7 protein-coding genes are annotated in these 13730 nt (G+C 69.8%); 1 reads left to right on the top strand and 6 read right to left on the bottom strand.

Annotated elements, in window-relative coordinates:
• The first annotated feature begins 3 nt into the window (after positions 1-3).
• Positions 4-1263 carry a lipase family protein gene (locus tag OHB23_RS03990; RefSeq protein ID WP_328810928.1) on the top strand — a complete coding sequence of 420 codons (1260 nt, stop codon included), beginning with the start codon at positions 4-6 and terminating at the stop codon, positions 1261-1263.
• Between the two features lie 10 nt (positions 1264-1273).
• Here OHB23_RS03990 and OHB23_RS03985 read toward each other — a convergent pair whose 3' ends face one another.
• Genes OHB23_RS03985 through OHB23_RS03960 form a run of 6 tightly spaced genes read right to left on the bottom strand, consistent with a single transcriptional unit; the run spans position 1274 to position 13730 of the window.
• Complete coding sequence (locus OHB23_RS03985) at positions 1274-4585, bottom strand: arabinosyltransferase domain-containing protein (RefSeq protein WP_328810927.1); 3312 nt, start codon at positions 4583-4585, stop codon at positions 1274-1276.
• Between the two features lie 50 nt (positions 4586-4635).
• On the bottom strand, positions 4636-7905 hold the full coding sequence (locus tag OHB23_RS03980) for an arabinosyltransferase domain-containing protein (RefSeq protein WP_442973017.1): 3270 nt from the start codon (positions 7903-7905) through the stop codon (positions 4636-4638).
• Positions 7906-7952: 47 nt separating this feature from the next.
• A complete protein-coding gene (locus tag OHB23_RS03975; RefSeq protein ID WP_328810926.1) occupies positions 7953-9668 on the bottom strand; it encodes a glycosyl transferase in 1716 nt (571 codons plus the stop codon).
• On the bottom strand, positions 9665-11554 hold the full coding sequence (locus OHB23_RS03970) for a galactan 5-O-arabinofuranosyltransferase (RefSeq protein WP_328810925.1): 1890 nt from the start codon (positions 11552-11554) through the stop codon (positions 9665-9667). Before OHB23_RS03970 ends, OHB23_RS03975 begins: the two co-directional genes overlap by 4 nt.
• 8 nt (positions 11555-11562) lie before the next feature.
• Entirely contained in the window at positions 11563-12327 is a 765-nt protein-coding gene (locus OHB23_RS03965; protein WP_328810924.1) for a decaprenylphospho-beta-D-erythro-pentofuranosid-2-ulose 2-reductase, read from the bottom strand.
• The gene (locus tag OHB23_RS03960) at positions 12324-13730 is read right to left on the bottom strand and encodes an FAD-binding oxidoreductase (RefSeq protein WP_328810923.1); all 1407 of its coding nucleotides are present in this window, start codon (positions 13728-13730) and stop codon (positions 12324-12326) included. The genes OHB23_RS03965 and OHB23_RS03960 overlap by 4 nt, the downstream gene beginning before the upstream one ends.

Raw genomic sequence — 13730 nt, 5'->3', positions numbered from 1 at the left:
GCCATGAGACGGACCGTGGTCGTCCTGGCCTGCGTCGGAGCGGTCGTGGTGCTGGTGGTGGCCGCGGTGGTGGCGGTGGTGATCACGCGGTCGTCCACGACGTCTCGCGACGATGCGCGGTTCCAGGAGTCGATCGCGTCGTTCTACGAGTCACCGGACACGCCTGCCGCGCCGGGCGAGCTGATCCGCATCGAGCCGATCGACGATCTGGACGTGCCCGGCGGCACGGCCTACCGGATGCTCTACGGCACCCAGCGTCCCGACGGGTCGCCCGCCGTCTCGTCCGGAATGCTCATCGTGCCGACGGCACCGGCGCCGCCGGGTGGGCGTCCGGTTCTGGCGTGGTCTCACGGCACGCTCGGCTTCGGAGACGAGTGCACCCCGTCGCGGCGGTACCACCCGACGATGGACACCCTGGACTTCACGAACTGGTTGCCGTCCGTGATGGAGCGCGGGTGGGTCGTCGCGGCGACGGACTACACGGGCCTCGGCACCGCCGGTGACACCTACTATCTGATCGCCCGCAGCGAGGCGCAGGACGTTCTGAACTCGGTGCGGGCGGCGCGCGATCACGCTCCGGCGCAGGCGAGTTCGGTGTACGCCACGTTCGGGCACTCGCAGGGCGGTCACGCGGCGATCGGCACGGCGATGTTCGCCGACTACGCGCCCGAGCTCCGGTCGGTGGGCGCGGCGGCGGCGGCGCCCGCGGCGCTGCTGGGTCCGCTGTTCTCCGAGCAGTGGAACACGTTCGTGGCGTGGGGGATCGGGCCCAGCGTCGCGGTCTCGTGGCCGGTCGTGTATCCCGACCTGCCGCTCGAGGGGGTGCTCGGCGACGCGGCGATGTCGCGCTACCGGTCGCTGGCCGACGGGTGCATCACGGACGAACTGCCCGAACTGTTGCTCGAGCGCGCCGAGGGGGAGCAGTTCTTCGACTCCGACCCCATGCAGAACCCGGACTGGGCTGCCGCCGCAGCGGATCAGGCAATCGACCTCTCGCGCGTCGACGTACCCCTCTTCGTCGTCCAGAGCCTCGCCGACACGGTCGTCCTCCCGAACACGACGGCGCTGCTGGCCCGGACGGCCTGCTCCGCACCGTCTCCCGAGTCCGACGTCGCCTGGATCGGCCAGGTGGCACACCAGGACACGGCGAAGGTCGGCGGGCTGGTGGCGGTCGACTGGTTGCAGGACCGCTTCGACGGCGTCCCCGCGCCGAACTCGTGCTCACACCCGTCGCCTATCGCGCCGGCGGATCCCACAGGGTGACGAACGCTGTCTAGTAGACCCGCAGCGTCCCCGGCGACCACAGCCCGCTCCGGGTCTGCTCGGTGACCTCGACGGTCGCTGCGGACGCGCTCGGATCGAACCTGTCGTAGCGCTCGAGCGAACCCCAGTCGCGTCCCCAGTCGTGGTTCAGGTACGTCGGGACGGTGGTGGGTGTCGCCAGCATCTCGGTGAAGCCCAGCGGGCCACCGTTCTCCGCGGCCTGCCACGTGTCGGTGGACGAGACCGCCAACCCGCGATCGGGCAGGATGCGGAAGTTCGGCACCTCGGCGACGCCGTCGAGATGGTCGAACGGACGCTGGCAAGGGAACTGCAGCCCCACGGCCCAGTCCAGCAGGACGGGCTGCGTCGTGCCTATCTCCTCCTGCAGCGGGACGACCACGGGCACGCGGGGCGGCGTGAAGGCCAGCCACTGGTCACCGGTGAGGTTGGGATCGTTGGCGACCACACGCACGGCATCCGCATCGGGGGAGAGCTCGTCGAGCGGGATGCGCAGGTTGCGCCACGACGGTGCCGGGCCGATGTCCTTGGGGAGGTAGTCGCCCTGGACCTGCACCGAGCCGTCCGGCTGCCGGACGCCGTACTCGACGCGGAGCGACTGACCGTACGTGTTCTCGCCGGTCTCCTGGTTCTCGGACCAGATGCGGCCGGCCGCACTGACCACCACCAGGGGCGCGTCGTCACTGCGCGCGGGGAGGCCGTACCAGCTCGACGTCGCGTAGGCCGGTGTCTGCACCCCGGTCTGGTACGAGCCGAGGACGGGTGTCGTGGCGGGGTCGAGCCCGAAGGGCAGGCGCGCGGTGGAGCCGTTGACGCCGGCGGCGCCGACACCACCCGCGGTACCGGAGGACTGGCCCTCCTCGAAGGACGCGCCCACGGACTGCTGGTCGGTGTTGCCCTGTCCGGGCTTGACCTCCACGGCGTCGGCACTGAGGTCGGTGGGGATGCCGTTGGGTGTGAAGCCGACGGGCTCGGCGCCGCCCAGTGGGCCCGTGGCAGTGTCCACCGGTCCCGGAAGTGGCGACAGCACACCGGCGTTCGGGTCGGACTCCACGAGGACGTCCCCGGCCAGTCCGCAGCTGTTGCCGGCCAACGCCTGCACGTTGGAGCGACCGAGCGAGTAGGCGGGGTACTGCGAGACGGCACCCTTGAGGAGCGAGAGGATCTCGAACAGGACGAGCAACCCGGCCACCGCGGTGAGCGGCGCGGCCGCGAACTTGCGGATGCGCCGCCCGCGTTCGGTTCCGGGCTTCGGTTGCGGCGCAGCGAATCCCTCGCGGAGATAGTGCCATGCCGCGAGTCCGACGGCGGCGAAGAACAGGATCAGCAGCACGGTGTTGGACTGGATCCCCTTGACCGAGACCACCTTGTCGAACCACGGCACGCCGTAACTCGAGACGTACCAGTACCCGTTGATGCCCGAGAACGACAGTGCGAGAACGAAGGCGAGACCGACGACGAAGACGGTGCGGTTGCGCCGCGACCGCAGTGCACTGGCCGAGACCGCGACGGCGGTGAGCGCCGCGAGCGAACCGGCGATGCCGGCGTACACCCCGAAGTGGTGGGTCCACTTCGTCGGGTTGAACATCATGAAGAAGATGGTGCCGAAGACGACACCGATGAGACGCCACGCCGGACCGGACGGGACGCCCGGGATCCGCTTGCGCCGCAGCAGGACGAACACCGTGGTGAAGAGGCACAGCAGCATGGTCAGGAAGGCGAAGCGGCGGGCGACCGATCCGTCGACCGTCTGGACGAAGAGGTAGTAGTACCGCAGGAAGTCGTTGTACCAGGGCAGGTTCGGACCGATGAGCGTGCGCACACGCGTCGACTCCTGGACCGCCGCGAAGGTCTGGTCCCCGTAGACGACGATGAGGACCAGCACGCCGGCACTGGCGATGGGTGCCAGCAGCGGCAGCGTCCCGACCATGCGGTGCCGTTTGACGACGATGCGCACCAGCGGCCGGATGCCCGTCAGGATCGCGGCGACACACATGAGGCCGGTGGGTGCGGCGGCGAGGGTGAAGGCGCCGATCAGCGCTGCCATGGCGGCGGGGAGCAGCCGTCCGGTCGCGATGGCGCGCTCGACGGAGCACCACGTGAGCAGGGCGCCGAGGGCCACGACGGGCTCGGGACGCAGCCCGTTGTTGTACGGCAGCCAGAAGGCGAGGAAGACCAGTCCGCCGGTCCAGACGGCGACCGAGTTGACGCGCACCGCGCGCCCGAGGCGCGGGACCACCTCGCGGCTGATGACCAGCCAGCACAGGATGCCGGCGATCAGCGCGGGCAGGCGCATCCAGGGGCTCGCCGTCGAGATCTTGGCGAACGCGGCCAGCACGTCGTAGTACCAGCCGAAGGGCGCCTCGGGGACGCCGAACCAGCGGAAGTAGTTGGCCATGTAGCCGGCGTTCTCGGAGACGCGGGCCATGGTGAGCAGGTACCCGTCGTCCGCGGTGTTGGCGCCGAAGAAGTGCCAGCCGGCGAGTGCGCCGACCACCACCGCGTCGATACCGGTGACCCTCCACCAGTGCGCGGGGAAGAAGCGGCGGTGGGTGCGGCCGTCGACACCGTCGAGCCTGGCCAGCGCACTCAGTGCGAGCGCCGTGCAGGCGATGGCGGCGGCCATGGCGAGCAGCTTGAGCACGGTGGGCGACGACGAGAAACGGGAGTCGACGGCGATCGACACGTCGAGGCCCGGGTACTGCTCGGCGCTGCCGGCGAGGTCGGAGTAGACGCCGACCACCTGGGGCCGCAGGTCGCCGCCGAGCTGACCCGCGCGGGGATTGCCCTGTGCGTCCACGAGCCCGTCGAACGACGCGGACGTGGCATCGATGGTCGACTCGAAGGTGATCGCCCCGCACGCGGCCGACTGCACCTCGGAGCGCGGGGCGGAGGCGATCACGACGTTGCGGTCGAGGACGTCGACCGTGTTCTCGCCGACGCGGACGAACATCGCGTTCAGCGCGGCGCCCTCGCCCTGCGGCGGCGCGGTGGAGAGGAGGATGCCGCCCGCGGCCGGCACGTCCGCGACGGCGCTGCAGGGGATGGAGACCGATATCGAGACCGGCACCTGGGACATCAGGGGTGCATCGACACTGTCGACGGTGCCGTCCTGCGGCCACTGGACGACGGCGTCGTCCTGCGTGACCGGAAGGAACGGGGTCAGAATCGCGAAGAGAACACCGAGAACCCCCGCCACCATCGCCACGAGGCGGGTGGTGCGGTACTGCTGTCGGACGTCCACCGAGCGATCCGGGCCGGCAGGTGTCGGCGCGGTCGGCGAAGAGGTGAGGGCGTCGGGCACGGCTCCCGATGTTATGCGACCGTGATCCGGTTGCTGCACTCGCTGGTTACTTACTGGTACTTGATGTGTCCGGGCGACCAGATGCCCGAACGCGACGACGTGGTCACGTCGGGTTCGACGGCCACCGCGTCCGGGTCGAGGGGCAGATAGCGCTCGAGGGATCCCCAGTCGCGACGGAGGTCGTCCGCCAGGTAGGTCGGTACCGTCTCCGCGCGCAGGACCAGTCCGGTCCAGCCCAGAGGGCCGCCGCCGACGGAGTCCTGCCAGGCGTTGGTCGACTCGGCCCCGTTGCGGTCGGGCAGGATGCGCCACTCCGGCAGTTCGGCGACTCCGTAGCGGTGGTCGAACGGCCGCTGGCACGGGAACGCGAGTCCGACGGACCAGTCCAGCAGCACCGGGTCGGTGGACCCGACGACGTCGTTGAGAACGGTGGTCCGCGGTGCGCGCGGCGGGGTGACGGCGAGCCACTGGTCGCCCGCCAGATCCTCGTCGGAGGCGACGAGTCGCACAGCGTTCGCGGTCGGCGGGACCTGGTCGAGGGGGACCCGCAGGTTGCGCCACGACGGTTGCGGGCCGATGTCGATGGGCGCGACGCGTCCGAGGATCTCCTCGGCACCGTCCGCCCCGACCGTGGCGTACTCAACCTCGAGGCTCTGCCCCGGGGTGACGATGCCGTCGGTGTCGACCGAGCGGATACGACCCGCGGCGGTGACGGACAGGAAGTCTCGCTGCGCGGCGTCGGGCAGCGCGTACCAGCCGGACGTGAGGCTCGCCGGTGCGGCGTCACCGGAGCCGAAGCTGCCGAGAACCGGCGTGGTCGCGGGGTCCAGCCCGAACGGCAGCGCGATCCGCGAGCCGTTGACGCCGGTGCCGGCGGTGGTGCCGCCCCCGGTGCCCGCGCTGTTCGCGGTGGCCTGCTGATCGGTGTCCGAGGGGTCGACCGAGTTGGCTCCGCCTGTCGCACCCGAGCTCTCGCGATCGGCGCTCAGATCGCCGGCGACGCCGTTCGGGGTGAAGCCGACGCTGGCGGTCCCGGCGAGCGGGTCGGCGCCCGGCTCGGGGTTCAGCGGCTGGAGCATCGAGGCGTTCGGATCGGTCTCCACCAGGACGTCGCGTGCCAGGCCACACGATTGACCGAGGATCGAGTTCACGTTGGACCGGGCCACCGAGTACGCGGGGTACTGCGACACCGCGCCCTTCAGCAGGGACAACACCTCGAACAGCACCACGAGGCCGGCCACGACGGTGAGCGAGGCCCCGCTGAAACGCCGGGTCCGCGCCGGCTCGGCGCCGACGTAGGGAGCGCGGAAGTGTTGCCATGCGGCGTACGCCAGCGTCAGCACGGTGAGCCCGAGCAGCAGCGTCGCGAAGCCTTTGCCGGCGATGGACGGGGGCTTGTCGAACCACGGCACGCCGTAGCTCGAGACGTACCACCACCCGTTGGACCCGGTGAACGCCAGCGCGGTGAGGAACAGGACGGCGGCCGTGAACAGAGTCCGGTTGCGCGGTGAACGCTCCGTCGCCGACATCACGGCGATGGCGGCGAGCGCGGCGAGAGACCCCGCCAGCCCGGCGTAGACGCCGAAGTGGTGCGTCCACTTGGTCGGCGTGAACATCATGAGGGCGAGGGCTCCGGCGACGATGCCGAGGATGCGGCGGGACGGACCGGTCGACGTTCCCGGGATCCGGCCGCCGCGACGCAGCATCACGACGAGACAGGTCACGAGGCACAGCAGCATCGCGAAGACGGCGAAGCGGCGGGCGAGCGATCCGTCGGGCGAGATGTTGAGCAGAGCGTCCCAGCGGTACCGCTCGTCGAACCACTTCACGTTGGGTCCGACCGCGGATCGGACACGGGTGGCCTCGAGGACGGAGGCGACGGTCTGGTCGGCGAACACGGCGAACAGCACCACGGTGCCCGCCGCGAGGATCGGGGCCAGCAGCGCGGGCAGTCCGACGGCGTGGCGCCGACGGACGACGATCTGGATGACCGGGCGCGCGCCGGCCAGCAGCGCGGCGATCGCGATGAGGCCGGTGGGTCCGGCAGCGAGGGAGAAGGCGGCGATCACCACGGCCACGGCCGCGGGCAGCAGGCGCCCGGTGGAGATCGCACGCTCGATGGAGCACCAGGTGAGCAGAGCGCCGAGCGCGATGATCGGCTCGGGACGCAGGCCGTTGTCGTAGGGCAGCCAGAAGGCCAGGAAGACCAGACCGGCCGTCCACACGGCCACCGGTCGGGTGCGCACCGCGCGACCGAGGCGCGGGATGACCTCCCGAGAGATGACGAGCCAGCACAGGACGGCCGCGATCAGCGCGGGCAGGCGCATCCACGGGCTGGCGGTCGACACCTTGGCCAGTGCGGCCAGCATGTCGTAGTACGGCATGCCGAAGGGCGCCTCGGGCACGCCGAACCACCGGTAGTAGTTGGCCATGTATCCCGAGTGCTCGGAGACCCGCGCCATGTTGAGCAGATATCCGTCGTCCGAGGTGTTGGCGCCGATGACGTGCCACAGCAGCAGCGTCCCCACGACCACGGCATCCACGCCGGTGACCCGGAGCCAGTGCCGGGGGAAGAACCGCCGTGCGCGCCGGCCGTCGGCGTCGTCGAGCCGGTGCAGTGCGACCAGCGACGCGACGACCAGGAGCGACCCCAGCACGATCGCGAGCAGTTTCAGCGTCGACGGTGATGAGGAGAACCGGGAGTCCACGTCGATGCGTACCGACATGTCGGCCGGTGCGGATCCGGTCAGGTCGCTGAACACCCCGACGGTCTGGGGGCGCACGTCGCCCGGGGCCGTGCCGGTGAGATCGCCGACCGCCGCGGTGGTGCTCTCCGGCGTCGAGGTGAGAGTGAGCGCATCGCAGCCGGCCACGGTGTCCGCGGGCACCGAGAGCAGCAGTTGGTCGCGCAGCACGACGGTGACGTCGCCGGCGTCGGTCCGTGTGACCACGAGGCCCACGCGCCGGGCATCCGGTGACTGCGGCGCGACGGTGGACAGCACCAGGCTGCCCGGCGTGGCGTCGGCGAGAACGGAACACGGGACGGTGGCCGACAGCGAGAGCGGGTTGTACGAGACGAGGGGCGTCTCGACGCTGGTGAACGAGCCGTCCTGCGGCCAGGTGACGGACGCGGCGTCCTGCTCGACGGGCAGGAGCGGAGTGAGGATCGCCAGAAGTGTGCCGAGCAGACCCGTGACGATCGCGACGATGCGCGTGGTGGCGAACTGTCCCGACCGGCCTCCGGCCTTCCCGAAGGCGAATCGACTCGGTCTCGACGCCGGGGCCGGTGGTTCGGTCGTCGTCTCGGCGGTTGTCGGCACGCCACGATGCTAGGCGACGAGACCCGCCCCGCCAGAATCCGCGACCGTCAGCGGACGTCCCACACGTACGTGCCGTCGATCTCGGTGGCGGTGCGACCCAGCAGATCGTCGACGGTGTCGCGCAGTGCGTCCTGGTTCTCGGTCGGGGGCAGCATCACCACGTCGGCATCCCAGAACGCGAGGTCCTCTCGCGCCGTGCGTCGCTGATCGTCGTTCAGTGTCGGGACGATGCCGGTGCGTCCCGCGGTGCCGAGCAGCTTCGCGGTGGGTCGATCGATCGCGCCGTACTTCGCCTCCCCGTCCGGTTGTCCGCTCGGTCCGACGAAGTAGCCACCGGCGATGCGGTACTCGAGCCCGGTGTCCACCTGCCAGCGCAGCGCTGCGGCGGTGCCGGGATTCGGGACCGGCACGGTGACGATCGATCCCGGGTCGTCGGTGTCGACGTACTCGCGCCACGTCCCGTCCGCCAGGAACGACGGGGTCTCTCCCCGGTCGGCCGTCGGCAGCGGTGTCGGTGCGAGGGGGACGAGTGCGACGGCGAGAGCGCCCGTCCACACCACGGCGACGCGGCGCGACGCGGGTGCGGTCAGGACGTGATCGGTGACCATCGCGATCAGCAGCGCCATGGCCGGCACCGCGGCCAGTACGAACCGGGTCTCGAGGACGGACTGCAGGAGCGGGATCCGGTCGAGGTACTCGCCGGGCAGGGCGATGCCGGTCTCCGTCCCGTCGACCACGAGGGCGACGCCCAGTGAGGCGACGCCGAGGATCAGGATCGACACGAAGGCGGCCACCGCGATCGGACGGCGGCGCAGCACCACGGCGGAGACCACGACGAGAAGCAGCAGCGGGATGCCGAAGTACGCGTTCTGCTCGGTGGGGTTCAGGGCGACGTCGTCCATCGGAAACGCTGCACCCCAGAGCGACTGGGGCGGGAACCGGACGAGTGACACCAGATCGTTCCCGGGCAGATTGTGGTCGAGGTAGCTGTAGTGCTGTCGCCCGCGGAACTGCCACCACAGGGGTACCGCGACGAGCACCGCTGTCAGCAGTGCGGCACCCAGCACGGGCAGGGCCGCGTGCCGGACCATGGGGACGAACCGGCGCGGCCGGAACACCCAGTACAGCACCGTGATCAGGGCGACGGCGACCGCGAAGACGAGGAGCGGCTCCTCGCCGAGCATCACCTGCCACGCCACCAGGAGACCCAGGACGACGGCGTGACGGCGACGGCGAGTGTTCTCCGCGTCGGCGATGCGGACGAGCAGATACAGGATGAACGGCAGGACTCCGAGCACGACGAAGTTGGGGTGGGCGTTGGCGTGCGAGATCATGCCCGGCGCGAACCCGCTGAGGAGCCCGCCGAGACCGGCGGCCGCACGTGAGCGGATCACGGTGCGGGAGAACAGGAAGTACCACCCGTAGGCGGTGGTCGCCAGCCCGAGCGTCAGGGCGAGGGTGAACGTGGCCGCCGGTCCGAAGGCCAGAGTGATCGGTGTCAGAGGTACCGACAGGCCGAGCATCGCGGTATTGGCCATCATGTTCACGCCGTCGGGCGCGTTCTGCAGGTCGGAGAAGAACGGGTTGTCGAGATGGGTGACCGAGCGGGCGGTCACGGCGAAGAACCACTCCCACATGGTCTGGTCCTGGCCGCTGAAACGGAGGTACTGCGACTGCAGGTGCTGCCACTGGTTGTGCAGCACCAGCACGGACAGCAGCGTGTAGACGGTGGCAGCGAGGAGGTCCGCCCGGCGGGCGGTCACGTGCGCACGACGAGGACGAACGGACCGATCTCGCGGATCTCGAAGCGAGGGTCGTCGAACAGCGACTCGGGGTAGGAGACGGTGTAGCGGCGCACGTTCGGATCGTTGGGGTACACGTCCTCCGCGAGACGCAACGTGTAACCGTCGGCGCCGCGGCGGAAGAGGAACGCGTCGGGGGCGCGCCACGGCAGGGCATCGAGGGCGGCTATCAGTTCGTCGCTGCTGCGCAGATCGCTCCACGACTCGATGGCGTCGGCGCGGGCGGCGAACTCGGCGAGCGGGTTCGCGTAGTGCGACGTCAGCCCCTGGAACCCGAAATATGGGTGGTACGCGAGGAACGTCGTGTCCGAGGTGAGCAACACCGTGTCGGTCCGCGGACCGGGCCGCGCCTCCTGGAGTGCCGCGTCGACCTCGCCGTAGTACGACACGGCGCTCGGTGGTCTCTGATCGGCACGGACTCCGTCGCCGTCGGTGTCCGTGTACGCCACCGTGATCTCGTTCTGCAGGACGTGGGGGATGTCCTGGGCGAAGGCGACGGCGCCGACGATCCCGACCGCGACGGAGACGGTTCGGACCCGGGGCGACTCACTCGCCACCAGGTAGAGCGCCCGAGCGCCCTCCAGGAAGCCGAACACGCCCGCGGCGCCGAGGATCAGCACCAGCACCGCCTCGAGTCGGAAGCCGAGCAGGGTGGTACCCGCGACAGTGGCGAGCATCGACAGCAGGCACCACCCGTAGACGGCGACGACGCCGAGACCCAGGGCCTGCGCACGGCGAGAATCACGGACTCGCACCACGATCCACAGAGTGCCGACGAGGCACAGGGCGCCCGTGAGGGTGAACTGCGCCATCGGGAAGGGCAGCTCGGACCCGGACTCCGGCAGGTAGTGCAGAGCGGTACCGCTCTCCGCCGTGCTGCCCGTCAGCGACGCGAGCAGGTACGGCGCCCAGACGGTGAGCGCGAGCAGCCCGGAGATGCCTGCGATGACGACGAGGCGAAGTGCCGGGTCGAGCAGTACTGCGAGGGAACGGTTCCCCCGATAGCGCAGCACCGCCGCGACCACCGCCATGAGCACGACGGTGAAGGCCGCGATACCGAGATAGAGGGTGTAGACCGTCGCGGCGACACCGAGGAACAGGCCGGTGCCGACGACGGCTCCCCATCCTGCGCCGCGTGTCGACCCCGGGCGATGGAGTGCACCCCACGCCAGGATCAGCGCGGGCGGGATCATGACTGCGATCGTGGCGCCGTAGGCCTCGGGTGAACCGTAGGCCAGCATCAGGGCCGTCACGCCGAGCGCGGCCAGTACTGCCAGGTCCGCCCGAACGAGACTGCGCCACAGCACGAGCGAGACCACGGCGGCGACGGCGAGGGACGCGATGGCGTAGGGCTTGTAGGCCTCCCACCCGGCAATACCGAGCGCGTCCGCGACCCGGCCACCGACCCAGAACCACCCCGCGGGGTAGTACGGCGGGAGGTCGGCGTAGGTCATGTCGGCCAGTGCCGGCGAGTCGGTGAGGCGAGTGAGGTACTCGGTGCGGAACTCCTGATCCACCGAGATGCCGAACAAGTACAGCTTCGTGGCGGCCAGCGGCATGCCGAGTGTGACGGTGACGAATCCGGAGAGGCCGATCCACGACAGCAGGGTCGCGACACGGGGGGAGCGGCGCAGCCGGAGCATCACCACCGACGCGGCCAGCACGGCGAGAGCAGCCACCTGCCCGACCGTCGCGACGGCGCGAGTCACGTTGGAGGAGTTGAACGCCGGCCACTGCACCAGGGAGAAGGCGTACAGACCGACGGCCGCCACCGCGGCCGCGACGACTGCCGCGGCGACGGCCTCTGCGCTGGTACTCAGAGCCGTCCGCATGACTCTGTTCGGCATGGCCCTGCTCAGATGGGGAGTTTGCGGAAGATCGGACGCGGGACGTGCCGCAGCGCCATCATGACGAAGCGGAAGGGCCCCGGAGCCCACACCAGATCCTTGCCCTTGCGGGACGCGGACACGGCCAGTTTGGCGATGTCCTCCTTGTCCACCGTCAGCGGTGCTTCCTTGACGTGCGCGCTGAACTTGGTGCGCACCATGCCCGGACGGATGACGGTGACGCGAGGTCCGAACTCGCGCAGGGCTTCCCCGAGGCCGAGGTAGAACCCGTCGAGTCCGGCCTTGGTGGAGCCGTAGACGAAGTTGGAGCGGCGCACGCGCTCGCCCGCGACGGAGGACATGACGATGATGCGGCCGAAGGCCTGCGCCTTCATCTTCTCGCCGAGGAGCACACCCACCGACACCGACGCGGTGTAGTTGATGTTGGCCGTGAGCACGGCCTTGTTCTGGTCCTGCCACAACAGTTCCGGGTCGAAGTCCACCGCGAACGCCACGATCGCGACGTCGACGTCACCCTTGGACCAGGCCTCGTCGATGACCTTCGGGTGCGACGCGGTGTCGAGTGCGTCGAAGTCGATGACCTCGACGGACTTGGCGCCCTTGGCGTTCAGCTGTGCAACGGCGGCGTCACGCAGGGGGTCGTTCGGCAGTGCCGCGAGGATCACGCGGGCAGACGACGTGGCGAGGTACTCCTCGGTGATCGCGAGGCCGATTTCGCTCGTGCCACCCAGTACGAGAATGGTCTGTGGGTCGCCCACAGCATCGATCGTCACAGCAGTTCCAACCTTCTGGCCATATCCGAGGCGAAGACGCCTGTGGGGTCGACGGATCGCCGAACGGCGATCCACTCGTCGATGCGCGGGTACATCGCGTGGAACGTGTCCGCGGACGTCCGGGAGTCCTTGGCTGTGTAGAGCCGTCCGCCGAATTCGAGCACCCGCCGGTCGAGGTCCGCGACGAACGCGCCCAGGCCGTCCTTGATCGGGAAGTCGACGCAGACGTTCCAGCCCTCGATCGGGAAGCTCAGTGGCGCTTGGTTTCCCGGCCCGAAGAGCTTGAAGACGTTGAGGAACGAGTAGTGCCCGGAGCGCTGGATGTCGTGGATGATCTTCTTGAACTCGCCGACGGCCTGCGGCGGCACCACGAACTGGTACTGCAGGAATCCGGCCGGGCCGTAGGCCCTGTTCCATTCCCCGAACATGTCGAGCGGGTGATAGAACTGCGTCAGGTTCTGCACCTTGCCGCGGTAGGTACCCGACTTGCGGTACCAGAGCTCGCCGATGGGTCCGAACGTGTACTTGTTCGCGAGGCCGTTGGGGAACATGTCGGGGAAGGTCAGCAGCGGCTTCGCGCTGAAGCGCAGCGGATCCTTCTGCAGCTTCGCCGGCAGCTGGTCCAGGGTCGCGAGCGATCCGCGCGACAGCGCCGCACGTCCCAGCTTCGGCGGACCCGAGATGGCGTCGAACCAGGCGCTCGAGTAGTCGTATCGGCTCTCGCTGCCGTCGCTGTGGATCGCGATGGTCTCGTCGAGGCTCGCCGTCACGTCGCCGTCGGCGATGAAGTACGCGGTCTCGGTCGGCGTCATCTCGATGGTCGCTCGCAGGATGATGCCGGTCAGGCCGTTTCCGCCCACCGTGGCCCAGAACAGCGGCGCGTCGTCGCCGTCGGGCGTGATGTGGCGGACGGTGCCGTCCGCGAGCAGCAGCTCCATCGAGCGCACGTGATTGCCGAAGCTGCCGGCGCTGTGATGGTTCTTGCCATGGATGTCACACCCGATGGCGCCGCCGATGGTCACCTGACGAGTGCCGGGGAGCACGGGGACCCACAATCCGAACGGCAGTGCCGCACGCATCAGCTGGTCCAGGCTCACTCCACCGTCCACATCGACGATGTGCGTCTCCGCGTCCATCGAGTGGATGCGGTTCAGTGCGCTCATGTCGACGACGAGCCCGCCGCCGTTCTGCGCGTTGTCACCGTACGAACGGCCGAGTCCGCGGGCGATGACGCCGCGCCGCAGATGGGACGGCTTGCTCTCGTTCTGCTCCGCGACCCGGAGGACGGCGGCGGCCACGATCTCGGGATCGGACGTGGTCAGCACCTGCGCCGTGGTGGGCGAGGTACGTGCCCACCCGGTGAGGGTGCGCGCACTGGTGGGTGGCAATTCGGTGATGGACAT

The organism is Rhodococcus sp. NBC_00294, from assembly GCF_036163995.1.
In the GTDB taxonomy this organism is placed as follows: Bacteria; Actinomycetota; Actinomycetes; order Mycobacteriales; family Mycobacteriaceae; genus Rhodococcoides.
This window is presented reverse-complemented; position numbering and strand designations above follow the sequence as displayed.

Coding starts and splice junctions, on each gene's coding strand:
- OHB23_RS03990 (WP_328810928.1), top strand. CDS start 4: ATGAGACGGACCGTGGTCGTCCTGGCCTGCGTCGGAGCGGTCGTGGTG.
- OHB23_RS03970 (WP_328810925.1), bottom strand. CDS start 11,554: ATGCCGAACAGAGTCATGCGGACGGCTCTGAGTACCAGCGCAGAGGCC.
- OHB23_RS03960 (WP_328810923.1), bottom strand. CDS start 13,730: ATGTCCATCACCGAATTGCCACCCACCAGTGCGCGCACCCTCACCGGG.